This is a genomic window from Mucilaginibacter sp. BGA-UO-ETr-C110 (assembly GCF_059567985.1).
This window is the reverse complement of record NZ_JCAQPB010000002.1, coordinates 5,896,729-5,922,528: the sequence shown is the minus strand read 5'-3', so window position 1 is coordinate 5,922,528 and position 25,800 is coordinate 5,896,729. Positions and strand designations below refer to the sequence as shown.

The window sequence follows — 25,800 nt, the reverse complement described above, 5'->3', positions numbered from 1 at the left end:
TTTGGTTAAATAGTATTATGAAAAAACTTCTCATGGCTGGCCTTATGGCCTTGTCAGTAGCCAGCATCGCTACTGCCGGAAACATCAAAAAAGGAAAGAAAGCAAAAGCAGTTGTTCAAAAGGAACAATGTTGCGACAAGGGCAAAAAAGAACCTAATTGTTGCGGCGGCGGTTCCTGTTGCAAGTAATCTCTAAAGCCTTTTGCCCAACGGTAAAAGGCTTTACTATTTAATGGCCATTAGTTGAGGTTTACTATTCAGTCTTACTGCAAACAAAATGAAATCAAAGATTTACTATACAAAGAAAAGATACAATTCCAAAGTTCCCTTCGCAAAAATCGAATCCCAGGGTATCGACGCCCTTATTAAGCTGATCGTTTGTATTGTAGTCAGAATTGCTTTTGAAGAAAGCGAACAGAGTAGCGTTGAGATCAAAAAGACCTAACCATCAATCAGTTGCAAAACCGGGGTTCGATTGTGACACTCACATAATAAAACAAGTCGCTGGTTTACAGCGACTTGTTAATGTGCGGGCTGAACGGGGCTACACTCGAACCCCTCATCCCTTTTTTAACGTTTATTGGCAATATAGAAGTCAATAAAAACCTACGCTCCGCTATTGAAAATGAGAAGGCTGTTAATCAACTAATCAATCGTTCAGCTAATGAATCCAAAATAAAAAAGAACCCTAAAAATAAAAAGGGAGGTCACCACCTGTAGATATATCTACGGTATTCTTTTGTACCTCCAATTGCTGGACTCCCTTCAAAATTTACTTAAAAAGCTTGCTTCTCGTATCTAAATTTTTATCCTTTGGACATTAGTTAAAAAAAAATGATCACAAGATGAGAACGTTCGTTATGGGGGATATACATGGTGCTCACAGAGCCATGGGGCAATGTTTTGAGAAAGCCGGGTTTGATTATGATAATGACATGCTTATTCAATTAGGTGACATTGTTGACGGCAATGATGAAGCATATGAATGTGTAGAGGAATTATTGAAAATAAAAAAACTCATTAGTTTAAAAGGAAATCATGATGACTGGTTTCACGATTTTATTCAGACGGAACTTCATCCCGTTTTATGGAACTTTGGCGGCAAAGGGACGCTTGTCTCTTATCTTAAGCATGCCGGAAAGGCCGGGCGTTTCTTTGCATCCGGCAATGGGTTCAAAACAGCACTAAACGCCGAAGACATTCCGCAACCCCATCAACGTTTTTTTGCCACTCAGATACCGTATTACATCGACGAAAAACAGCGTTGCTTCCTGCACGGTGGTTTTGACCCTGAATTACCATTTCACAACCAACAGGCGGAAACGTTCTATTGGAATAGGGGGTTATGGACTGATGCGCTGCTTCGGAGCAACAACGGCCAGGTTTTGAAATCACGAACTGAATTTCGTGAAATTTATATAGGGCATACTCCCACAACAAGGTTTGGTACAAACCAGCCAATGAACGTCTATAACATCTGGAATTTAGATACCGGAATAGGACAAAGCGGACGATTGACGATCATGGATATTGATACTAAACAATTTTGGCAATCAGATTAACATTGACATAAAAGTGGAGTTTTAAGTGAAAGACCCAAAGTTTCTGCTATATTCATTATTATATCAATAAATCATGAAATTGGGTCGTAACGAATCGTGCCATTGTGGAAGTGGATTAAAATTTAAAAAATGCTGCGGGGTTAAAAAAAATACTGAAGAAAAACCTATTCAATTGTCTATCCCTTCATTACTTGGTGTTGTAAAATTCGGCTTAGAGAATATGGATATCTTGCCGGGCGGAGCCAAAAGCATTCGGGTTAAAGACATAAAACTGGCAAATGGTGGTGACACCATACTTTGCGAGTTTTATTCAGATTATATTCACGCCCTAGACATAAAAGGAGAAATGGCATCCATTATGGGTTATTTCTCGGGGTTGTTCAAAGGGGACCTATATAGAGACATAAACATCAGTTATTTCGGAGCTAAAGCATTTGATAATAGTGGTAGTGAATTGCTTTACGCGATTTCTCAAAGAAAAGCAGCAGAAGCTATTAGTAGTGGAAATTCAATAGAATGGCTAAGGACAACTTGGTTTCAGGAAAACACGCCCGACTACAGATTGGCACGAGCGAAGACTATTATATCGGATATTGAGAATGCACTTAGGGATGTTATCAATGATTTATACAAGAACAAATTTGGAAGCGCTTGGTGGGATCTGGCTCTGAATAAAACAATTGGCGACCCAGTCAAACGGACCTATCTTAACCAATTTGGTATTTCAATTTCCGATGGAGATATTCTGATTAAATACACATTCACACTTGATCTGAAAAAAATCATCAGTGCGGACTGGGGTGTTTTTAAACACCTATTCGATAAGAAGACAGCTTTCGAAGACGCGATGGTTGAGCTTAATATCATAAGGAGGGAAGAAGCGCACAATAGAGATATATCAGAGAAGCATTTAATCGACCTTGAACAAATTTATAATCTCCTGCTGTCGAGAATTTCTCAACAGTATTCGAATTTAGTCCTGAATTATTTAGTTGAAAATTGGAGATCGAAGATAAAATCAATAATGATGTACGAGCTCAAACCGGTTTTTACTATGGAAGAGTTCAACGGCCTAACCAGCTTGGAAAAAAAACGTCTATTAATTTTGGAAGACTGTAACGCCCAGATCGACTACTTAGACGGAGTTACACTGAAACTGGAATCGCTAATGCCGCCTTTATCAAAAAAACAAAAGCATCAGTTACTTACCGATCTATTGAGTGAATACAAGAATCTTATTAAGCTGAAACTAGAATATACGATGAAGATGGAGTTTGACAATTTGCACGAACTATTTTTAGCAATAGAAACGCAACAAAACAAGATGGATGCTTTTTCAAAACAGCTTCTTTTAGAAGAAAGCTAATCTGTGAGCGCATGTTTTCTGGCAGAAGATGTTTTTAGTGTCTTAGGGCAGTAGAATGGATGTCATATGGACGAGTGTAACTATGATTTGCGACCGTTTTTACCAGCTTTTTTCATAGCCAGTTTAGTTAACACTTGACGATCTTTTCTTTTAAACAGAATTTGTAAAAATTCCTTCGTTGGTAACTCCAGCCCCTGTGTAAAAATATTAATGTCTGTGTCTTCAATGCTCGTATTCTTATAGCCCGTACTACTTTGTTTAACATGATGCACCCCTCCTTCTACTTCGTATCGAATTGGAAACTCATCAGTGGCTTCTTTACCAATAAAAGGTAGTAAAAAGTCATAAGAGAATACTTCCATATCGTTGTCCAACAAATCCTCGTCATAGTCGCTCATGATAAATGCGAACCACAGAAAAACTAGTTCAATCTTATTTAATTTACTTGGATCGACATTTTTTGAAAGCTTATATAAGGCTTTAACGTCCGGTAAGAGATCATGAAAAAGCCATTGCTTAAACATGTTTTGAACGAGTACGGTTGTATCGTCCGCAAAATACTTTACGATTAGATCTGGAAATGGAAGTAGTTTTTGCTTAAAACTTTTGCCATCTATAATATGTATTTTAAAGTTTACCTCTTTCTGTCTTAGCTCCAAATAATCACTTGTCACCTGAGATAGATATTTATTAGTAAACAGTAGAAAATGTTGGACTCTTGAGGCTACCGCCCAATCAATTTTTGAAGATACCTCAGAAACCGGAATTCCCTTCGCGTGATGTTTACATTCAATAAACCATCTTTCGGAATACGGTCCCATCAAAGGATTCACTACTGTATGAACGGCTTCTATATCCCGTCCTTTGTCAGAGCCTCCCTCTCGCCAATTAAGGGAGTGAAATTGATATTTTAGCAACAAATCAAAACACAATTCCTCAAATTCTTTCCAGTCAATTTTTTCGAATTTAATATCACTATCCTTAAATGTCATATCGATTTATATGTATGGATGAATATAAAATAAAGTTCTTAATTACTGCATAATCATTTGATAACAAGTTAATTTGTAACTTAGAACTTATATAATGTTTTTTGCCACCCTTATCAAATAGATTATGATTCAAAACCAAGCTGAGCAGGTCAGTTTAGCGGACAGTGAACTTGATGTTTCGGACGATAGTTACAATGCTCTGATCGACTTCATACAAGAGGATATTAAAGTAAATGATAGGGTCGATGCCTGTTTTCATTTTATAAAATATCATGACTGTATCAACCGAGAAAAAGATTTTTTAAAAACCCTTCGAAAACATTTGGTTTATTATTGCTTCCCTAAAACAAGGTATAAGGGGAAAACCGTTGACGAAATTACAGACTTGGTATTTGAAGGAAGAGACAAGTTTTTTAACGCTAAGGATTCCGCTAATGGCCGTAAAGGTTCCAGCAGGTCAGGCGAACTCGGAGAAATAGCCTTATATTTTTTATTGGAATCATATTTAAAGGCACCCCAGATTATTAGTAAAATGTCTTTAAAGACTACACAAGGGGAAAACTTTAAAGGTTCTGACGGAATACATTTAGGCATTCAGGGAGATAAAAAGTGCATCTTTTATTGCGAATCAAAACTCAACAAAAAACGTGATGCTGCATTTGAGGATTGTGTGAAATCCGTTTTGGATTTTCAAGGAAAGAAAAAGGATTTCGAAATATCAATTATCAGCAATCATATAGATGTTGCAGACGCCGAATTACGCGAAGCCGTCATCGAATTTTTAGACCCAACCAAAGCTAAAAGCGATGATTGGCTCGAAGTTCATACTTGTTTTATCGGTTTTAACTGGGATAAGTTTGTAGAAATTGAGGCATCTCTGACAAATGATAAATTAATGGAAGAATTGAAAAATCAGCTAACTGCGGAAGTAGCGATAATAAAATCCTACCTGAGTAAAAAGATAGTTTATCCGACCATTAGACAGCGTTTTTTCTTTTTTGTGATGCCGTTCAAAGATATCGATGATTTGAGAACAAGTTTCCTCAACCTGCTTTATGGAACAAAATAATCAAGAGTCGATTTATGATATTCTCTCAGATCGGATAAGTAAATCTGGTCAGTTTAGAGTTTATAATCGGCTTATACAAAACGAAATTCTAGACAGTCTAAATTTACAAGGTATTTCTGGAGTGAATCTGTCGATCGACGACATCCAGTTCCTGGTGAAATCTGCATCAATATTTGCTTGTTCCACTAAAGACGAATACAAGCAAATAGGTTATAGCATTGGGACTCTACTATATATCTACTATAAAGATGAATATCCCGAAATTATAGATGTTTGCTCTTTTTTACTGGTCCGACTGGGTAATTTTCCCGCGCACCAGTTGCTAATGAAAAAATGTGCATTGACCGACACTGAGAAATTTTCAGAAATGCCTTTCGATCTACAAATTGAATCAGCAAGTAAGAGTGTGGAAAACAAAGTGCGTATTGGTGAGACGGAGCTTTTATTAACGGATTTCCAAAGTGAGCTGTTAGAATCATTGACCACGGGAATTGATTCAAGCTTTTCGGCGCCCACGTCGGCGGGTAAGTCATTCTTGTTGATTCTCTATATTATCAATTTAATCAAAACAAAGGAACAGGTTAATATTGTTTATGTCGTTCCTACAAAAGCATTGATAAATCAAGTAAAGAATGACATCCGAGAGAGCTTTAGACGATACAATATAGATGGTGTCCGCGTGCTCTCTTCAACCATCTCATTTGAATTTGAAGATATCTATGCCCAAATCAAACAAGAAAAGCATATTTTAATTTTAACGCAAGAAAGATTAAGCAATCTGTTGTCAAAACAGGAGCTGGATATTAATTTAGATGTACTGATTGTAGATGAAGCACAAAAGATTAATGATGGTAATAGAGGGATTATATTGGAACGTGTTATACGTCAAACTATAAAAAGGTTTCCGTCACTAAAGGTTGTTTTTTCTTCTCCGCTTGCGTCCAACCCCGAGTTTTTTCAAAAGTATAAAGCATCTGTTCAAAAATTTCAGACCAATTATTCCCAGGTCCATCAAAATGTTATTTTTCTCAATTCTAATAAAAAGCAGGAATTCCTTGCCTGTTTAGGCGTTGAACAAATACCGATCTTAAAAGAATCACAACTACAAAAACAATGTCCGAAAACCAACAAAGCTAAGATGGCTTTTTGGGCGTTCCATCTTGGTAAAAACCAATCTAATATTTTATATGCGAATGGTGCAGCAGATACTGAAGAGTTAGCAAGTGAATTATGTAAATATTTACCGGATGTCCAACATGACGCGATCAGCATATTTTCAGATTTTATCAAGGATAATATTCATGCAGAATATACCTTAATTGACTGTCTGAAAAAGGGGGTTGTATTTCACTATTCAACAATGCCACGCGAACTCAAAGAAAAAATAGAGGAATTGTTTGCTGATGAAAGTGTTCCCGTAAACTACTTGTGCTGTACGAGCACGCTTTTGGAAGGTATGAATTTGCCGGCAAGGAACGTGTTCATCCATAAACCAACCAAAGGCAAGGGTACGAAAATGGGCAAGTTTGATTTTTGGAACCTGGCGGGTAGAGCCGGTCGGCTACTGAAGGACTTTTATGGAAACATTTATTGTATCGACGTCGGTGAATGGGGGGGCGAGGGGTACATACCCGAAAAGTCAATTGAAAACTACGCAATAGAGAGCGCAACCGAAGATTCGCTAACTACTCGTAGTGGCGACCTCTCAGTTTATATGGAAAATGCTAAAGAAGTGTTCCCGTTAAAGGAAAGAGAACTTTTAGAACAAGCTGCATCGACGTTTGTACTTGATTTTTTAGAAGACAATGCCAATACGGTCGAACGGTTTGTCAACGACAACCAAATCGTGTTAAACTCGTTAGATAACATACTAAAGATTGATGAATCTATTAAATCAATTGTGACAAAAAACGTACTGCCTAAAGAAATATTAAGAAAAAATTCTGGTATAGATCCAAGATTTCAAAATCAGCTATTTTTATTATTTCACACCAGAATTTATACTTATTTCCTTCCTAAATATCCGGCATCTGGTCAAGAGTTTTACGATTCACTAGTGGCGATCTATCAAATTATTGATGAGGTTTTTTTAGGTGAATCTGACAAAAAAATATTAAAGCATTTCGCCGTTATATCATCGCAATGGATAAACGAAAACTCTATCGGATTTTTAATTCAGGAACGGATAACTTATGAAAAAAAAGAAAAGAAATTTGTTTCTGTTAATAAATGTGTCCGTTCTATGGTAGACGAGATCGAACGCATTGTCACCTTTAAATACTCCAAATATTTAAAATGCTATACTGACATTCTTCAGTATTTCTTGATCAGTACAGGAAAGGAGATCAATGTGATCAATCTTTCAGCCTATTTGGAACTTGGGGCATATCATCTTACAACATTAAGTTTACTATCATTCGGTGTTTCAAGAACAACGGCCATAAGATTAAGAGGTATAATAGGGAACAATAATTTAGACAGGTCAGAATGTCGGAAATGGATAGACGATAATATGGAAAGGAAAAAATCGGAATTACCGCGTGTCTGCCAGGACGATTATGAAAAGAATTTTGAATAATTTCTAGATCCAATAATAATCCAAATGGACCGCGTCTGCTGGAAATAAAGCCCCCTAACACTCGCTGCTCGGGGGCTTCAACCTAAACCTTATCACAATAGGCAGAAGATGCCTATGAATAACAAACATAGTAATATCAAAGCTGTATCAAGAAACAACGTGAGATTTCTTAATCACTTTTTGACTTCACCTCACTACAGTTCAAAAATATTGCATCATTTAAAACGCACTCGAGCTCCTGATATGGTTCAGGTACGGCTTCCGTCATCGCAAACTTGAATGAATTATTTCCGTCGACCTGCATATGAAATCTTTTTTCCTTTCCTTCATAATTTACATAGACCTGGAAAACTTGCAATTTCCATACGTTCATTGGCTCGAATCGGAACTCGATATTATTTCCATGCAAAGGAACGACGGTTTTAAAACGCTCTATCATTCTGCAAAAATAGTGTCACTAATTGAATAGTTCTAAATCAATTGTATACAGGTAAGTACCAAACCAGCTCCGCGCCGCTGAACGGCCAACCCAGTCCTTACTCTGAAACCATAATCAGATTAATAAAAGAGGCCGTATCATTTACGGCCTCTTTTATATTTTTTTCATAATCGTCATTTAACGTTTGACTATTTTGAAAATGTAATTTTTTTCCTCAATAGAAACAGTAAGCTGATAAACCCCTGAAGCCAGGTTCCCGATATCAAATATTTGTTCTGCATTATTCATTTTCCATTCCTGTACTAATCTGCCGCCCGCATCATATAGCCGCAGTAAACTATTGATGTTGACCTGGCTAATAGCAACGGTGAATTTCTCGGTTGTTGGATTGGGAAAAATGCTAACGTTGATATCTCCACCATGTATGCTTTCATTCTTTGCCACACGTTGGCCAATTATAACCGGGCCGGTGTCTCCGTTAACCGTATCCGTCCCGTTAGGCCCAATAGGATCAGTGCAGTCATAATATCTCTTTACACGATTGCCGGCATTATCATAATTAAACTTTATAGAACAACCACCACCGGGTTGCGGAAGGTTTTGCGCCACAGTAATTGTCGCAGAGCAAATGAGCGTCACGATTATTATAAGCAATAATTTCATTGTTAAGATTTGAGGTAGTGATTAATTGTGAGAAAAAAGCCCAGGCTCATATTATGTGTGGTAGAGCGCTTGGCAATGCCGTTGTTACCATAATTATATTTTGATTCTAAATCTGACCAATAGGATAATTTGGCATGAGGGTTAAACATTATTACGTCCGGATCAAAAGTCAAGTCGATATCTTCCTTGTGATTTTCGGGATTTATAAAGCCGTAATCCATTCGTACCGCAGCATCCAGTGACCAACGGTCATTAATGAAGTATTCAGCTCCTAATCCAATCCGGCCACCAAAATCAAGCCTATGATAAATCCCTTCGCTAAGCGTTCCATGATACAGCACAGTTGTTAAATAATTTGAAGTGTATGATTTATCTTCAATGATCAACGTTTCATTTTTGGTTGCGCCTTTTCCCAAATAATATTCTTTATACTGCATCAGGTAGGCGAAGTATAATCCAGTTGAGAAGTAGGGTTGGAGATTGCTGGATGATTTAATCGAAAACTTAATATCTAATGGAATCTTCAAATAATTAAGGTTTGAGTATCCTTCCAGTTTAGGGAAATCATCATCTGGTCCACGATCACCTGCATATTTTTGTCCCATTTGAGTGTACTGAACACCTAATGAAATTGCAGTAAGTCCTGATTGTCTTTTAAAATGGTAACCACCAACAATACCTCCACTGTACTTAAATGTACTTTTCAGGTCCAGTTCATTGTCCGCCTTTCTATCATCTTTATTCTGCAAGGAGACTTTATTAAAACCATTGGTAATGCCGAAGAAGACACCGGATTGCCCCTGTGCAAGGCAGGGTGCAAACAGGAACATAAGCAGTAGTTTTTTCATAGGATGTTTCTATTTATTTAATTTTTTAATAGCAATGTTTTGTTTTAGCTTATAAGAACCAGGAAGTGTGCCTACGTTAAGGATATCGAGTTGCTTTAGGAATTCTTCATAGTCTTGTTTTTCCCAGGCATGATCGGCCGCTTTAAGTTTTTGACTATGCATCATTTGGTTATGATAATCGCTTGTTTGCAAGCTTTTGACGTAATCATCTATCTCAAAGAATAGGGCCAGGTCACCTTCAAGCAAACTTATTCCCCCCCTTTAAAAAGGACACTCAGGTTATACACATAATCTTGTTGTGTTTTTGCAGGAATAATAAATTGTGACCATTCATATAAAAAGAACTTTTGAACGAAACATCCGTCCATTTCGATATGGATATCCTTAGAATTTTTTCGTACAACAGATGAATAAGTATTCCTTTCCCTTGTGTCAAAGGCTATAATGACAATTACGACGTCAGATTCAAAACTTATGTATTTCGTAAAATCTTGCGTTATCTTAAAACCATGATTGAAAAATATTGGTGCAAGCTGTTCTTTTACGGCTTGGTTTAGTTCCATTCTGTTTTACATTTAAAAGAAGAATTAAATGGTATTGCCATAATTAAGATCGCCATATAACGAATAAAAGCTAGGAGGAACTCCCATTTTTTCAAATTCTTTTTTTAATTCTTCCCTACTCATTTATTATGGTTGACATTGATGATTCCTATTTGCCCATGCGTAGCCCAAAGGGAACAGGAGTATTAGCGTTTATATAGGATATCTTTAGTTTTCAATTGGCGACAAATAACAACAGTGCTTTTTCAAAAAACGACATGCTATTTATTTGTTCCATATCTTTTTAATCTATTATAAATGTACTCGCAAGCATCACCTTCGGAAAAAAACACTTTCTCCTCATAGCGTACCCCTCGTTCACTAAAATAGAAAACTTCCCATTTTGCATAATTGTGAAATAGTACAATTGTGTCAGGATTAAGGTCGTCAAATAATGAATACATACGGGCAGGCACGCCTATTTTCTCAAATTCATTTTTTAATTCTTCTCTATTCATTTTTTAAGGATTGAATGGCGTAATTATTCCTTTGTCTAATAAAAATTCAACAGTAAATTGAGATTCATATTGAATGCCAAGTCCTGTCTTGCCGAAGGCAGGTAAGATAGTACTTGAATTTACTTCAAAAGGTTTAACCACTTCATAAACGTTATATATATTTGGATCTGCGTGATAAGGCAACGCTCTCATTTCTATTGGAGTGCCGGATGGAGAAAAATATCGGCCAGTATTCCCTCCAAACCGATCGATTATATCACCCTTCATTAAATATTTTTTAGTCACTTCTCCCAAAGCTCCGTTATTTGGTGGATAATAGTGCCCAAGTGCGGTAGAAACTTGCTCTTGCTCGGCTATGACAGCCTTATTTACCGCAGATCCTGCGGCTGATTCCCCGCCAATACTTCGGCTGGCGGTAATGGTAAAATCGCCCTGTAGCTCATTATAGATAACCCCGTCACCCGAAGCGACATGATTCATGGCTAAAGTACCGGAATAAACTACCGACTTTCCAAATAGCTGGTCAAAGATCGCCTCCGACAACGGGCCGCCACCCGCAGCAGCTAAACCATCGAAGAAGGTTTTGGCCATGTACATGACCATATCGGTCGGCTTTTTGGGATTGGGTGCGTTACCCGTAGCCACATCGATGGCCACATTACCGACCATCGTAATGGAAGTCCCTAACTGTATGTTCTTTGTTGCTACGGTTGTGATACCCCCGGCAGCGCCGCTGGCAAAATAAGCCAGTCCTGTCTGCCAGGTACGCACCTTATGCCAGTTATTGTACAGGTTCATACCACCTCCGATCACGCCAGCGCCTATATATACCCAATTATTGCCGGTAGGGTCAATGTTATTCAGCGGATCATTCCCTACATAGCTGTATCGATTAAAGCCCTGCGTTCCGGCTGTAGCGGAGACATAGTTATCCGGGCTGAGCATCCGGCCTACCACGGGATCATACATCCTGCCATTCATATTCACCAATGCAAATTCCGGTAGCATCTCATGGCCGGAGAAGCCGCGCAGCCATTTGAATTGCAGGTTAGGTGACAGGTTGTTGTAAGTCCAGTCAGAAGGATTGCGCAGCCTGCCCCAGGCATCGAAATTCTGCTCGGTTATTACAGCGCCGTTTTCATCGGTTAAAGCGACTATTGAACCAAGATGATCTTTGTAGGGATAGTATATTTGCTGGTTATCTGCTTTGTCTTTGAGTATGATTGCACAAATACCGTCGCCGCCGGGGATATAGTGTATCCTCATATCCTGGTTGTTCTGGCCGGTAAAGGTCTCGTAGCCCGGTCCGGCATATATCCTGTTTTCTATATCGATGCCATTCTGTTTTAACTCGGACTTGCAGCGTTCATAACCTGGCCCATAAGTATAGTACAGCTCACTGGCATCTTCTTTTACGCTGGCTGTTTTTAGGAAAGGCGTATAAACAACATCCTGTTCTAATAAACTGATGTTCTGCGGGCTGCTGATACTAGCTACCGCATGGGTACTCCCATTATAAGAATATGCACCCGCATCCGACTTGGTTTTTATATTACCCATCGACAGGTTCAGGTTATTCACGTTGTCGTAGATAAGACTTACCGGCGTATAGCTTTGCCCGTTCGCATCCACTACAACAGAGGACGCAAGCCGGTTCAGGTTATCATAGCTAAACGTTTCAGTCAAATCTTTTATGCCGTCATAACGCTTGAATATTTTGCGGCTGGGGATGTTATAGTATAGCTGCAGGTCCTCAACCCCCGGTGTATAGTATCGCACCGGCATGCCGTACACATAGGTATTCTCTGTAGAAAGACCGTTTCCTGTAGTGTATTTTGTGTATTGCCCCAGGCCATTCATGTCACCAGCGGTAAAAAGCATTGTACCGCCATCTGTCGCTACGGTCTTTAGGTTACCCAGGTTATCGTATTCATTGTTGATCTTTAGTCCCGAGGGATAAACAATGCCGGATAGGTTGCTGTACTGATCATAGCTAAACGATGTAGCATACGGTATGCCGCCAATGGTTTTTGTCTGCTGGGTCTTTCTTCCAAGATTGTCATATTGGAATCCTTCATTTACACCATTGAACCCGGTTACTGTTTTCAACTGGTTGGCTATGCCGGGAACACCGGTATTACTGCCATTATACTCATATTTAGTAATTCCTTCCGGCCCTGCGCGTGTTATTTTCCGGCCCAGCACATCGTACTCCATTTTATAAGTATTGCCATTAGCATCTGTCTGCGTGGTCAATTCTCCATACCCGTCATACTGGTATTGAAGTGTGCCCATATCCAGGTCCGATGTGGCAGTAAGCCGGTCATAGACGTCATAACTGTTCTTAGACAGAACCAGTACGTCATGCTTTGTCTCCAGCAAGTTCCCGTGGCTATCGTATGAATATTTTATGGTGCCGCCATTGTCCTTTATCGCTATCTTTTTGTTGGTGGCATCGGTGACGATTGTGATCGACTGCCCTGCAGGGTTTGTTTTGGTAGCGCTAAATTCGCCGTTAGCATAACCATACCCATAACTGGTTATGCCCATTGCATTACTTTCGCTGCTTACCCTGTTGTAGTTATCATAACTGTAACTGGTAGTAAGTGGCGTTTCATTGGGGAGATAGCGGTTTGTCCGTGTAGCTATATTGCCTTTCCCATCGTAGGTAGTTAACTGTGACGTGTACCAAAGCAGCGGGTATAAATTAGCTTTAAAAGCAAATACTCTTTGTTCCATCTCCCTCTGCAGGAAATCGAAAAATACGATCTTCATTGGCCTGCCCGGCTCGATAGTGCGTTTTAAGAATACTGCGTTTTGTACGCCCCCGGTACTCCATACCAGCTCATTGGTGCCGCTATATCCTGCCGGCAAAATGGTTTCCACCAGGTCGCCAAAACCGGTGTATATATATGAAGTGGTCAGCTCATCTTTTGTGGTAATTGATAAAGGTTTGCCCCATTTAGGATCAAAGGTTGCTGTTTCCGTCTGCCCAAGTGGATTGACGGTTTTTATAGGGTACCTGCCCTTGGGGTCAAAGACAAATAAACTGTGGCGGAAGCCACCGGCAGTATTTGGCGTGAATACACTTTCATCGATAACATTGCCATATCCGTCGTGTACGTAAGCATGATTTATAGGCAACAGTTGCCCATCATACTCATTCCTGAAAGTAAGGCTACCCTTGTTGTTATAGGCAAAAGTGGTTTTAGTCGTAAGCGGTGGCGCTCCTGTGCGTGTTTTTGTTTCTGTGATATCTGAGGGCAAAGCGGGGACTGGCGTGCCGCTGTTGGCGGTATAATTGGTAGTGACCTCGTTCTGTTCGACGCCGTTAAAGTCGATGGATTGCTTGGTGATGTTTCCGTAGCTATCGAAGCTGTTAGCGGTATATTTATAAGTACCGGCAAGCCCGTTGATTTCTTTAGTACTGATGGGGAAGGCCGCATAACGTTTATTGCCGAGGTTGGTAAAAGAAATGACCGATTCGGTGCTGCTCAGCAAGGCACCGGTGACCGCCGATTCCGAGTAAAATTTGGACAGGTAAGATTGCCCGAACGGTACATTATAGGAGTATTCTGATACCTGCCTTATACCTGTTGACGTATTAATATCAGTAGTTTTCTCAAAGCCCAGGAACCCTTTACCCGTCCCATGAAATACTGCACTTTGATATTGGAACTGCAGCTCACTGACGCCACCTGTTCCATCTGGTTGTGAGATTTTGTCCACTACCATGACAGGCAGGCGAACACCACTGCGGAGATAAGGACCGGCTTGCAGGTTCGTATTGGTGTTGTAGCTACTGGATTTATTTAAAAAATCATAGCTGATCGTTGTGGTATAATTAAAGCCATTATTTACCTTTTCCAGCAATCTTTCTGTACCGTTCGCACCAAAGCTGATAACGTTTGCCTGGAAATTCTCATTGGATGTTAATATATCTGTCCGGCCATCACCATTCATATCAAAGGTCATGGTGCCGTCGGTATTCGAAAACCAGCCGCTATAATCGTAAGTAGCCTGGTAAAAGCTATTGCCCCGGCTGGTGTACCGGAAAATGTGGCTGCGCGGCGTGGTGCCGTTCATATAAGGCACGACATGCAGGATGTCACTCTTTCCGTCCCCATTAAAGTCACCGATGATTATTTTATCACTGACTACGATCTTGGTTTTCTTGTATTCAAATTGCCGTTGCTCTTCATAGGGATAAGTCGTGAGACTGGACAAGGTAAATGAGCTGCCGGTAAATCCCCAGCCATTGGCATAACCGATCTGCCAATAGCTATTTATACGGTCCCGTGTGATGATGTCGGTTTTTCCATCGCCGTTAAAATCGCCTGTATAAATATCATCGTTCTTTTGCGGGTAACTAAGCGTCGATTTCAGCTGTAAAACGGTATAGGAGCCGGAATTAAAATTATCCGTCAGGCCGTAGATTCCGGCCTGGTTATTCTTTACAGCCATGATATCGCTTCGGCCATCGCCGTCAAAATCCGATACAATTACCTGGTCTGCATCAGATATATCGTTTAAGCTTCCGGTCGCACCTAAAAATTGTACTTGTATCAGGCCTGTACCAGGTGGGTATTTATTGCCCATGAACATGTAGGCACTGGTGTTATTGATGCCGAGGCACAGGAAATCGGCTATCTTATCACCGTTGAAATCACCGTTCAGCACGTACTCGCCATTGAGCGGTATAGTGTAGCTGCCGCCATTGCCATTCACCTGTGGCAGCGGCATACTTACATCCGTATAGCTGCCATTACCGTTACTCAGGGATTGTGCAACACCGGTATATATGATTGTTCCATTGGAATTGATGAATTCAGCCCGGAGTATATCATCCTTTCCATCTGCATTATAATCCGCTGAAAAAAAGCTCGCAGGGCTTTTGGGCAATATGTTCCTTCCGCTGGAATTAACTAGGGCTATTGTTTGCGAATTGCCAATATTAGTCGTACTGTACGGTTGCAGGTTGGTGTTGTTACTACTGCCCTTATAGACATCATACTGATCATGGTAACTTAAACCATAGAGACCGCTGGCTGTGCTGCTCCTTTTAGCAAATATCACATCGCCGTAGCCGTCGCCATCAAAGTCACCGGAAAAACGATCCTGCCAGTTAAGGGCAATCCCGGTATTATCGATTGTCATATCATCCGGCTGTTCCCCATATTTGAAGATGGTGGGGTTCAGTTTGGTACCATCCGCGCCGGTCTCTTCTATCTCTGTAAGGAAGGAATAAATATTGTCATAACCATACCTGCACTGGTACGTCTTGAATGCCTGCTGACCTTCGGCTGTGATTACAATTTTATCCAGCAGGTAATTGTAGTTAAGTGTCGTCCCCTTTTCATACTGTGTATTCTGGTCGCTACGCTGCAGGTAATAGAACTTTACAGAATTGTAGGGTTGAAGGCCGGTGTTGTAATTCCCGGTGTACCGGATTTCGCTTATGCGAAAATCCCGTTGTCCGTTATCATAGATGAAATCAACATAATTGCCATAATTGTCGTGTATCCTGTTGACCCGCCAGGAAAGCACTTCTGTGTTGTTATCATTGATAACCCTGGAATCTTTAGTGTTACCGAATTCATAGGTAATACCTTCTTTAGAGGTCATTTGGAACCATTCCGGGCCAGACCCGATGCCGCCGAAAGACTGGATAGCGCTGTAGCTTTCGATCTCCATTCCATAGGTTGTCCCATTGGCTCCGTTCGCCCCACTGAGCGGGATCATTCTTGTACCATTGAAAGAGAATGGGTCAAGAATATTGAAATTGAGCGGCGATGCCCTGTTTTCAAAATGGCAATTACTGGCCGTCCGGGAGATGGCCGAAAGACCGCTGATATCCCAGCCCATACCTGCGATGCCATTATCGCCCTGGGAATTATATACCAATGCAAGGCTCGGTACCATATGGCCGGTACCTACAGGTATTTTAATCGGAATAGAATAGTTGACAGCGCCGGAAGCTGTGCTGTTAATACCGCCTTCTGTAATACCGACAGGTCTTGAAAGGTCAATATTCTTTACGAAGTTTGAATTATTGTAGAGCTGTCCATAGCTCACGGTTTGTGCATTTGAACGCAATGCCGGTTGTACGATCAGCAAAGAGCAAAGCATAATAGCCCAGTACCCATAACGGGCATCGAAAAATTTCTTTTTCATGAAATTTAAAAGGTTGTTTTCAGATTAGTAAATCAATTGACGGGGTTTATCAATTTACTCGCTGGTAAACGAAAGAAACTATCAACCTTACGATGTTGGAGGGCTAGAGGTGGATCTATCTATGGGGGAAATAGTGTGCGAAAGTACATTTATTTTAGATGCATACCGTTGATTATTAAAATTCAATGGGGGGTATTTTTCACGGTATGACCACGCTGAATTCAGACGTGGAAAATAAATTAATCAATTTTTTGAGTGGTGCGCCTTTCTGGTAGAAATGGTTGGCACCAGCTTTTTTCAACGTGTCCATATTATGCGGTTTGGCGGAAGCTGAACTTGCAATGACGATCATCTGCGGCCATTCATTTTTCAGGGCCGCAATAGTCACGAGCCCACCCATAATTGGCATTGTCATATCTACTATACAAATTTCTGGTGGGGCTTTGCAATGGCGTATGCTTTCTATTAATTCTTTGCCATTGGGAGCGGCAATGATAATTTCATAGTCCATTTGCTTTAACAAGGATGCAATTCCTTCGCGGACTTCTTTATGATCGTCCGCAATTGCAATTGAGTAAACGTTTGCAGTATTCATGTGCTTGTTTTTATAAGCACGTTTGCTAAAAGAGGATGAACATGAAAATAGGTCGGCCTCGCCGCAGGCTTCATGCTACCGTAGTTGAGGCCCTTGCAAGACCAGTACACAAGCAACACTAACGCCCACGGCGAGGCCGCAGGCGTTTAGCATTTACTTGGCTGTGTACTTTTTTGAAAAATTGCAAGGATTTCAACTACAGCCTCGTTTAGCTAAACGCTAATATGATTACGTCAATTCCTCCGAGCGTCAGAACGCATTAGAGAAACTTAACTGCAATGTTACGCAGCGCAAAAGTATAAAACCACCGTTAATAGACGGGATTTTTTTCTGTAGATGTTCAACTACGCCTTAGTGCGCTTCAGCCATTATTCCGATAAAAAAATCTATTAGATAATTGTCGTGATAGCGAAAAAGCATTTCCAGCATCCAGAATTTTGACCTACTGAATTGCAAAGAGCCGGCAATAGTTCTGCAAAACGGTGAAGATTGGAATGTGAAAGGTGGAGCGGTGATGGCAAACAGAAAGGTACTCAGGCATGGCAGCTTGTTCAGTGGCATAGGCGGTTTTGACCTCGCCGCAGAGTGGTGCGGCTGGCAAAATATGTTTCATTGTGAGGTCAATGAATTCTGCAACAGGATACTGAATTACTACTGGCCAAAAGCTGCTTCAATAAAAAACATAATCAGTTATGAGTGGGAAAAGTGGAAAGGAAAGATCGATGTGTTATCAGGAGGATTCCCGTGCCAGCCATATAGTGTCGCAGGCAAGCGACTCGGAAAAGCAGACCCCAGGCATCTCTGGCCGTACATGCTTAAAGCAATTCGCGCTATACGCCCGCGCTGGGTCGTGGGCGAAAACGTTCGCGGCCTTGTTAATTGGAATGAAGGGATGGTATTCGACGAGGTGCAGGCTGACCTGGAAGCTGCGGGATACGAAGTTGTCCCGTTTTTACTTCCAGCTGCTGGCGTCAACGCCCCGCACCGGCGGGACAGGATCTGGTTTATTGCTTACACCGACGGCCACGATGGTATCGGCAAGAAGCGAAGAGGCAATGAAGAAACGAAAAGCCTGGCGGGAGCGGTCGGGCCGCACGACGGTACCACCGGGCAATCTTGCGGAACAGATCACGATGATGCTAAAGGGATGGAGCAAAAACAACATGATGCTTCCAACCCCAACAGCGATAAGCGATCCAAAGGGGGGAGTAACGAGGACAGATCCGAAAAGGCAAAACGGAACCTTGGTAAATGCCCTGCATGGTTTGTTCGGAATACCTGGGAAGACTTCCCATCTCAACCCGCGCTTTGTGATGGAGATGATGGGCTTTCCGACATGCTGGACGCTATTACCTTTTCTAAGTGGAGGACGGAAAGCTTAAAAGCCGGAGGTAATGCAATAGTCCCGCACATAGCCTTCCAGATATTCCAGTCGATTAAAATGTTTACAAACAAAGCATTGATCAGATGAAAATAGAATTGAAGAAGATTGAGTATAGTGAACGGCTGAGCCAGGAAACAAACGCGTTTGCTGCCGACCTGTACATTGAAGGTAAAAAGGTTGGCATCGCTTCCAATGAAGGTCATGGTGGCCCAACGGATTATCATGCAACAAACGAAACCGGCAGGCAACTCATTAAAGAGGCTGAAGCATACTGTAAAGGGCTACCACCTATTGAATATTCCACATTTACTGTGGCGATGGATCTTGAGCATTTCATCGACAGACTGCTTGAAGATCACCTCCGACAGAAAGCATTGCAGCACTTTAACAACAAACTTGACAGACACATGAAAGACCACATAGTGTTTGGAATTCCTAATCAATCTTTCACCATGTTACGATTGAAATTCCCGGTTGACATGATTTTGGTATTGCCAGCGGGTAATAACATTATGCGTGACATGATTGAAAAGAAAATACTCCCGGAACTTAAAGACGGCATCATTCTCCTTAACACAAATATTCCCGAAAACATCTTGCAACAGGCAGGTTTGACCCCTGATCAATTCGTAAAACAGGATATTAACGGCACAAAAAAAATTAAAGCAGTAAAGAAAAATCCAAGGCCTCGAATGTAGCAGGCGATAAACAAAGCCACGAAGTATCATTTGTAAATAAGAAAACATGACGGATGACCAAACACAAAAACTAATTAAATTCCTCGCTGATTTAAAGTTCACCGGCGCTGAGCTGGAGCAGAAACTAAAGGAAAAAGTTGCCCAGGGACCATCAACTTTCATGCTCAGCCATGCTATAGCTTATCCCGATGCCAGCATGTCCTTCCAACTGAAATTCAAAAAAGATCTTCAGTTCGATGCGTACCGGTTTACGGAATATGAAGCCATCCTTAAAAACAATATTCAAATCGGCCATCAGGAAATTAATGGGATTGATACCGCAAAATTGGAAGACAGCTTCAAATCTGTTGACTGGAACCTATATTTTAATGACCCCAGGGGAAAGATAAACGAAAGCCAGCGTTTAGAATTTAAATCCCTGTTAAGTGACCTATGGCAACTTACTTCCAGGGAGTCGGTTGAAGGCAGTCGCATTCAAAGTGTCCTGCAATATAAATATTGGCCGGACCATGCCTGGGATAATGAAACTAAAGATCTGCTTAAAATATTTCGTAAAGGCCGTACTTTTTCGGTTGGCGAAAACGGAACGGCAAATGCAGACTTAGCCTTTAATATTTTGTCCGGCAGGTTTGATGATTTGCAGGAAAAACTATCGTTAAGTGGACTGGTGAATCTTTCCCGTTTGGATCTATACTCGCCTATGGATGAAGCGCTTTCTGCAACCCAGGAGCATTTCACTCTTATGTTCGAAGATAATCAGCAGGAAGCGTTTGCGCGGTATACCGTTCCGGTTGGTCTGATAGACGAGCTTTATTATATACAGTCGTATTTCTTACAGGTAATTCCACATCCTGAAATTGAGCATAGGACGATCAATGAGGTTGACACTGGAGAACTCGAACACCAAATGAGCGAAATGAACTGGCGGGACAGCAACGTGCTTCATGCAATCTATGAAGAATGGGGTCCGGTATTCCAACCTGAAGTGGAGCATATCCGTGAGCAGCTCCGGCAGTTAAGCGAAGATAGTATCGGCGCTGACATTGCGAACACGCTAATGCTTAAATATTGGTCTGGCGTTAAAAATCTTAATGATGAAATTCCGCAAAGCGCATACCACCTGTTAGATACTTTCCCTTCTATAACTAAGGAATTTCCGATTGATTTTAACGCTCCCGCAGCTTATAACCTACTGTGTGGACGCGCTATTCTCTCACCGATAGAATTCGAGGAGAACCGTGGAACAGACGTATGGCTAAGCCTCGATTATACAAAACGCGAAACGGATAACACACCCTCAATTCTAAAAACTGTCGGACCGGATCTGACGGAACTCGAAACCCAGATCGCAGCACTCCCTGTATCAAACGACGCATTAGATGATATTAAAATGGGCATGATGGATGGTGATGTACTCAAAGCCAGACTGCGAAACGGACAGACCGTAGCGATTAAAATGGATATCAGGGCTGGGGAAATAAAATTATTTACCCCGGATATGATTCCAATACCTGTCAATATCCGGTTTGATCCGGACTGGAAACCTACACAATCCGAAGGCCAACAGGCCGAAAAAACAAACCAACAACTCCCAAATAGAAAGCCGAAGCCAGGATTAAACAACACCTATAAAAAGCATAGGAGAAAGGGTTTATAAAAAGATATGCCTGCTTTAAAACGGTAAGGATACGTTTTTCGGGTATCCGGCAAGATGTAGGTTTGTCGACAAACCCATCTTGCCTGCGCTTTGGGGCGCAGGAGAAAAACCCTCCGGAGTCGGGTTTTTAGAGATAATTGCTTACAACATGTGCGGATATGGGAACAGGAAAAAGTGAAACGGATAATCGGCTATCTCACCGGATACATACGCGGGTAACGCAAGGAAAGTATGAGGAATTGACCGGCATTCTTAAGCAAAGCGTCGGCATCCATTCGCTTAGCGAACTGCTCAGGAACATACTGGATAATAAAACTATAGCCGTTCGTGCCTATGATATGACTGGCAGCAAAATGATGACAGAGCTATCTGCAATCAGGGCAGAGCTGAATGCTATCGGTACTAATATTAATCAGGTAACGCGTAGATTTCACCTGCAGGATTCCGCCGAAGGACGTTTATTCCAGGCGCTGGAAGTAGGCCGCCTGTACCAGCAAACGGATCAGAAAGTAAGCGAACTATTTACCATCATGGCCAAATTTTCCGAACAATGGTTGCCAAAGTAGTGAACGGGAAAAATATAAGGAGCGTGCTTAATTATAATGAAAACAAGATTGAGCATGCGGAAGCGACCTTACTTATGGCTGCCGGTTTTTTGCGCGATCCCGGTGAGCTTTCATTTAAAAACAAAATGGACCGTTTTGAAATGCTCCTGCGGCAAAATGAGAAAACGAAGACCAATGCCATGCACGTTATGCTCAATTTTTCCCGCGCCGATAAGCTGGACGATGAGCTGTTAAAAACGATTGCTGAAGATTACATGAACCGCATCGGATTCGGCGGCCAGCCGTACCTTGTTTACCGGCACTACGATGCTGCCCATCCTCATATCCATATTGCCACGGTCAACATTGCGGAAGGTGGGGAACGGATCGAAACGCACAACATCGGAAGGATTCAATCGGAAAAAGCCAGGAAAGAGATTGAAACCTGGTACGGCCTCGTCAAAGCCGAGGACCAGCAGAAAGAGTTAAACTATATACCAAAGGCCGTGCCTTTGGAGAAAGCCCAATACGGTAAAAGAGAAACAAAGGCGGCTATTTCCGCAATTGTCAGGGAGGTTTTTGACTCCTACAAGTTTACTTCTCTTCCGGAATATAACGCCATACTCCGGCAGTTTAATATCCGTGCATACCGGGGCGAGGAAGGAACAAAAATGCACGAGAAAGGCGGGCTGATTTACCAGATTTTAAATGAGCAGGGCTTACCGATTGGCATCCCTATCAAGGCCAGTTCCATTTACAGCAGTCCCACGCTTAAAAACCTGGAGAAGCGATACCGGCCAAATGAAGCCGCACGCAAGCCATACGGTCAACGCTTAAAACACTTGCTGGACAAAACAATATTAGCAGCACGCAGTATGCCGGAACTGGAAGCGCAACTGAAGCAACATGGCATCCGCATTATTGTCCGCGAGAATGTTCAGGGCAATATTTACGGGATAAGCTTTATCGATAACGCTACCCGAACAATTTTTAACGGCAGTGATCTCGGCAAATCTTACGCAGCAAAAGCATTTATGGAGCGTCTTGCTGCGGCTGGACCAAAGGCACAAACTATCGACACAAACGGGCATCCGGAGCAAAATATTCACACCGGCGGCTCGACAAATAAAACGAATACGGCAGCATCGTTAAGCGATTATCCGGCAAATAAAGAGCCTGCCATTGTGCACATTATCGATGAACTGCTCGAGGTAAGTAATGAAGACATTAACCCCGACCCTTATCGGAGGAAAAAGAAGAAGCGGCTCCAGGCCGAGTAACCAGTGACAACGATTATAAAGCAGTGAGGAATGAATACGGGGGAGAACGCAGAAGCTTTAAGAAAAATAACAGACCTGATCCGAAAAGGCAGCATACTGTTGCTATGCCTGCATTTTTACATTTATTGCTATGCGGCATTCGCACAGTGGCACCTGGCCCACCCGATGGTTGCGCAGTTGCTGGGCAATCTCGGTAAGACCGGCTTATTCCTTCATTTCTACATTTCCAAGCTGGCGGCGCTGGGATTACTGCTGGTGTCGCTGATCGGAACGCGCGGTAAAAAGAACGAAAAACTTAAACTGTCCACCGCCCTGCAATACTTCCTGTCCGGACTGACGGTTTATATTTTAAGCTACCTTATATTGCATTTTTACGCTTCAGTCCAGGTATTAGCAGCCTGTTACATGACTGCCACATCCATTGGCTACTTACTAACGCTAAACGGTGGCGCATTACTATCGCGCCTGCTAAAACAAAAACTGGCCGGCGATATTTTCAACCGGCTGCAGGAGACATTCCCACAGGAAGAACGGTTACTGGAAAACGAATTTTCCATCAATCTTCCGGCGCGTTATAACCTCAAAGGCAAGATCCGGAAGTCCTGGATCAATGTTATCAACCCGTTTCGGGCACTGCTGGTTGTTGGTACGCCGGGGGCCGGTAAATCTTATTTCGTAATCAGGCATGTAATAACCCAGCACATTAAGAAGTGCTTCACCATGTTTATTTATGACTTTAAATTCGATGATCTCTCCATTATCGCGTACAACACGTTCTTAAAACATAAACACCGTTATCCGGTAGAGCCGAAGTTTTATGTGATCAATTTCGATGATCTTTCCCTAAGTCATCGCTGCAATCCTTTGTACCCGGATAGCATGACTGATATTACCGACGCTACAGAGTCAAGCCGGACAATAATGCTGGGCTTAAATCGTGAGTGGATACGCAAGACCGGGGATTTTTTCGTCGAGTCCCCAATCAACTTTGTTACTGCCATCATCTGGTTTCTGCGCAAATACCAGAACGGTAAATACTGTACGCTGCCCCATGTAATCGAACTCATGCAGGTCAACTATGAGCAACTATTCCCTGTGCTGCGCACAGAGCCGGAGATCGAAGTACTGATCAATCCGTTTGTGACAGCCTATGTCAACGGTGCGATGGAACAGTTGGAAGGCCAGATTGCCAGCGCCAAGATTACAATGGCCCGTCTGGCCTCACCGCAGCTTTACTATGTGCTTAGCGGTAACGACTTCACGCTTGACATGAACAACCCGCAGGAGCCAAAGATCATCTGCGTGGGTAATAATCCGCAGAAACAACAAACCTATGGTGCGGTATTGTCGCTATACATCTCTCGTATGATTAAGCTGGTTAATCGTAAGAAGCAAGCCAAGAGCAGTCTGATATTCGACGAGTTTCCGACGATATATTTTAACGCCATTGACAGCCTGATAGCCACAGCGAGAAGCAACAAAGTAGCCACATGTCTCGGTGTGCAGGACTTCTCTCAATTACGGAAAGATTACGGGCGTGAGCAGGCCGAAGTTATATCCAATATTGTCGGTAACATCATTAGCGGCCAGGTGGTGGGTGATACTGCCAAAACACTCAGCGAACGATTTGGCAAGATCATGCAGGAAAGAGAAAGCCTTTCTATTAATAGCCAGGACACATCTATTAGCCGTTCAACACAGTTGGAATCCGCAATTCCGCCATCACGGATTTCCTCGCTTTCGTCTGGAGAGTTTGTGGGTGCAGTAACCGATGATCCCACTGAAAAAATAGAGTTAAAAACCTTCCACTGCGAAATTATCAACGACCACGACGCATTGCAAAAAGAAGTCGATGGTTATGTCCCAATTCCCCAAATAAGGGAGATCGGACAGGAAGAAATTGAAGAAAATTACAGCCGGATAAGAGAGGAAATAATTGCGATTGTCGATGCGGAAATGGAACGGATCTATGACACACCGGAGCTGGCGCACCTGCTGGTTGTGAGAGATGAATAAAGAAGCTTAATATGTAATTCACAGATTGTTTACTATAAATCCAATTAAAAATGAAAAATCAATTAATGACAATGATCGTATTGGCTGTGCTGTCTGGTACTGCCTGTAAAAAAAGCGGTTTCGATAATTCGAAACCCATTGCTGAAGCCAAAATGAATGTGTTTGCCGGAAGCGTGGAGGGACCGGCCAATCCGCTCAACCCTTATGATAGCGCGGGTTATTTGCATAATGTTGTACTCGCGACTATAATGAAACAGGTGGACCTTAGAGAGGATAGTAGCCTCGATTTCATTCACGCTACAGCAAAAGAAGCCGCACTTGGAATGGGTGTGCATTTGAACGAGGAAAGCAAAGCCGCCGCTTTGGCAATTTCAAAAGACGTCAATAATAAGTTCGTTAACATTATTAATTCCACACAGTGTTCGAGCCAGGCCAAAATTTGGCTGCAGAAATTAGTGGTCGTACTAACAGACACCACCGGCTTTTCTTCCGGTAAGTACCCTATGATAAAAAGCAGGATCACCATGCTTGAGAAAAACATTGTGGCAGACCGTTCTTTGACTGAAAAAGATAAGTTCGTTGTTTTGGGAGCAACTTCGGTGGGTAGGTACTCGCTGTCGTATTGGTTAAGGCAGAATAATCCCGATGTTGATACAACACCTGCGGCGCGACCATTTAATTTCCTGCGTTTTTTTTGTGTTGCCCTTACCGATGCGGTGGCATTCGCATTCAACGGGGCGACTAGTGGAGATGGAACCGGACTTATCGGTGCCGCTGCTGCCGGTGCGTCGGCAAGCGCCTGGGGGAATTATATGTTTAATGCTATACCCGGAGGCAGCATATTCGACTAAGAATCCTATCAGCTAACATCTCTA

General features: G+C 42.0%; 21 protein-coding genes. 13 read left to right on the top strand and 8 right to left on the bottom strand.

The window, feature by feature from the left end; all coding sequences use genetic code 11:
* Positions 1-17 precede the first annotated feature (17 nt).
* The 4 genes from AC57BQ_RS25575 to AC57BQ_RS25560 all read left to right on the top strand — a co-directional run bounded on the left by AC57BQ_RS25575 (position 18) and on the right by AC57BQ_RS25560 (position 2,927).
* Positions 18-188: a hypothetical protein gene (locus AC57BQ_RS25575; protein WP_496408944.1), complete on the top strand. Its 171-nt coding sequence runs from the start codon at positions 18-20 to the stop codon at positions 186-188.
* A gap of 88 nt (positions 189-276) precedes the next feature.
* A complete protein-coding gene (locus tag AC57BQ_RS25570) occupies positions 277-444 on the top strand; it encodes a hypothetical protein (RefSeq protein WP_496408943.1) in 168 nt (55 codons plus the stop codon).
* 400 nt (positions 445-844) lie between these two features.
* Positions 845-1,561 (top strand): metallophosphoesterase, encoded by a 717-nt coding sequence (locus AC57BQ_RS25565; RefSeq protein ID WP_496408942.1) that lies wholly within the window; start codon positions 845-847, stop codon positions 1,559-1,561.
* Positions 1,562-1,634: 73 nt separating this feature from the next.
* Entirely contained in the window at positions 1,635-2,927 is a 1,293-nt protein-coding gene (locus AC57BQ_RS25560) for a YecA family protein (RefSeq protein ID WP_496408941.1), read from the top strand.
* Positions 2,928-3,007: 80 nt separating this feature from the next.
* Here AC57BQ_RS25560 and AC57BQ_RS25555 read toward each other — a convergent pair whose 3' ends face one another.
* A complete protein-coding gene (locus AC57BQ_RS25555) occupies positions 3,008-3,919 on the bottom strand; it encodes a restriction endonuclease (protein WP_496408940.1) in 912 nt (303 codons plus the stop codon).
* A 124-nt stretch (positions 3,920-4,043) separates the two neighbouring features.
* Here AC57BQ_RS25555 and AC57BQ_RS25550 point away from each other — a divergent pair, with 124 nt between their 5' ends.
* Both AC57BQ_RS25550 and AC57BQ_RS25545 read left to right on the top strand, forming a co-directional pair.
* A complete protein-coding gene (locus AC57BQ_RS25550) occupies positions 4,044-4,988 on the top strand; it encodes a HamA C-terminal domain-containing protein (protein ID WP_496408939.1) in 945 nt (314 codons plus the stop codon).
* Positions 4,975-7,566: a DEAD/DEAH box helicase gene (locus AC57BQ_RS25545; RefSeq protein ID WP_496408938.1), complete on the top strand. Its 2,592-nt coding sequence runs from the start codon at positions 4,975-4,977 to the stop codon at positions 7,564-7,566. The genes AC57BQ_RS25550 and AC57BQ_RS25545 overlap by 14 nt, the downstream gene beginning before the upstream one ends.
* A 616-nt stretch (positions 7,567-8,182) precedes the next feature.
* On the opposite strand, the gene AC57BQ_RS25540 is transcribed toward AC57BQ_RS25545, so the two are convergent.
* The 7 genes from AC57BQ_RS25540 to AC57BQ_RS25510 all read right to left on the bottom strand — a co-directional run bounded on the left by AC57BQ_RS25540 (position 8,183) and on the right by AC57BQ_RS25510 (position 17,345).
* Positions 8,183-8,668, bottom strand: a complete 486-nt coding sequence (locus AC57BQ_RS25540) for a T9SS type A sorting domain-containing protein (RefSeq protein ID WP_496408937.1) — start codon at positions 8,666-8,668, stop codon at positions 8,183-8,185.
* Between the two features lie 2 nt (positions 8,669-8,670).
* Positions 8,671-9,516 carry a porin family protein gene (locus tag AC57BQ_RS25535; RefSeq protein ID WP_496408936.1) on the bottom strand — a complete coding sequence of 282 codons (846 nt, stop codon included), beginning with the start codon at positions 9,514-9,516 and terminating at the stop codon, positions 8,671-8,673.
* A gap of 9 nt (positions 9,517-9,525) precedes the next feature.
* Complete coding sequence (locus AC57BQ_RS25530) at positions 9,526-9,762, bottom strand: hypothetical protein (RefSeq protein WP_496408935.1); 237 nt, start codon at positions 9,760-9,762, stop codon at positions 9,526-9,528.
* A 2-nt stretch (positions 9,763-9,764) separates the two neighbouring features.
* Positions 9,765-10,079 carry a hypothetical protein gene (locus AC57BQ_RS25525; RefSeq protein ID WP_496408934.1) on the bottom strand — a complete coding sequence of 105 codons (315 nt, stop codon included), beginning with the start codon at positions 10,077-10,079 and terminating at the stop codon, positions 9,765-9,767.
* A gap of 260 nt (positions 10,080-10,339) precedes the next feature.
* A complete protein-coding gene (locus AC57BQ_RS25520) occupies positions 10,340-10,576 on the bottom strand; it encodes a hypothetical protein (RefSeq protein ID WP_496408933.1) in 237 nt (78 codons plus the stop codon).
* 3 nt (positions 10,577-10,579) lie between these two features.
* Complete coding sequence (locus AC57BQ_RS25515) at positions 10,580-16,750, bottom strand: glycohydrolase toxin TNT-related protein (protein WP_496408932.1); 6,171 nt, start codon at positions 16,748-16,750, stop codon at positions 10,580-10,582.
* 199 nt (positions 16,751-16,949) lie between these two features.
* A complete protein-coding gene (locus tag AC57BQ_RS25510; RefSeq protein WP_496408931.1) occupies positions 16,950-17,345 on the bottom strand; it encodes a response regulator in 396 nt (131 codons plus the stop codon).
* A 514-nt stretch (positions 17,346-17,859) separates the two neighbouring features.
* On the opposite strand from AC57BQ_RS25510, the gene AC57BQ_RS25505 reads away from it, so the two are divergent.
* From AC57BQ_RS25505 to AC57BQ_RS25475, 7 genes are all read left to right on the top strand, one after another.
* Positions 17,860-18,816: a DNA cytosine methyltransferase gene (locus tag AC57BQ_RS25505; protein ID WP_496408930.1), complete on the top strand. Its 957-nt coding sequence runs from the start codon at positions 17,860-17,862 to the stop codon at positions 18,814-18,816.
* Positions 18,813-19,427 carry a hypothetical protein gene (locus AC57BQ_RS25500; protein ID WP_496408929.1) on the top strand — a complete coding sequence of 205 codons (615 nt, stop codon included), beginning with the start codon at positions 18,813-18,815 and terminating at the stop codon, positions 19,425-19,427. Before AC57BQ_RS25505 ends, AC57BQ_RS25500 begins: the two co-directional genes overlap by 4 nt.
* 46 nt (positions 19,428-19,473) lie before the next feature.
* Positions 19,474-21,084: a hypothetical protein gene (locus AC57BQ_RS25495; protein ID WP_496408928.1), complete on the top strand. Its 1,611-nt coding sequence runs from the start codon at positions 19,474-19,476 to the stop codon at positions 21,082-21,084.
* A gap of 158 nt (positions 21,085-21,242) precedes the next feature.
* On the top strand, positions 21,243-21,650 hold the full coding sequence (locus tag AC57BQ_RS25490) for a plasmid mobilization protein (protein ID WP_496408927.1): 408 nt from the start codon (positions 21,243-21,245) through the stop codon (positions 21,648-21,650).
* Positions 21,635-22,909, top strand: a complete 1,275-nt coding sequence (locus tag AC57BQ_RS25485) for a relaxase/mobilization nuclease domain-containing protein (protein WP_496408926.1) — start codon at positions 21,635-21,637, stop codon at positions 22,907-22,909. The genes AC57BQ_RS25490 and AC57BQ_RS25485 overlap by 16 nt, the downstream gene beginning before the upstream one ends.
* 30 nt (positions 22,910-22,939) lie before the next feature.
* On the top strand, positions 22,940-24,925 hold the full coding sequence (mobC, locus tag AC57BQ_RS25480) for a conjugal transfer protein MobC (RefSeq protein ID WP_496408925.1): 1,986 nt from the start codon (positions 22,940-22,942) through the stop codon (positions 24,923-24,925).
* A gap of 50 nt (positions 24,926-24,975) precedes the next feature.
* Positions 24,976-25,776, top strand: a complete 801-nt coding sequence (locus AC57BQ_RS25475; protein ID WP_496408924.1) for a hypothetical protein — start codon at positions 24,976-24,978, stop codon at positions 25,774-25,776.
* Positions 25,777-25,800: the final 24 nt, after the last annotated feature.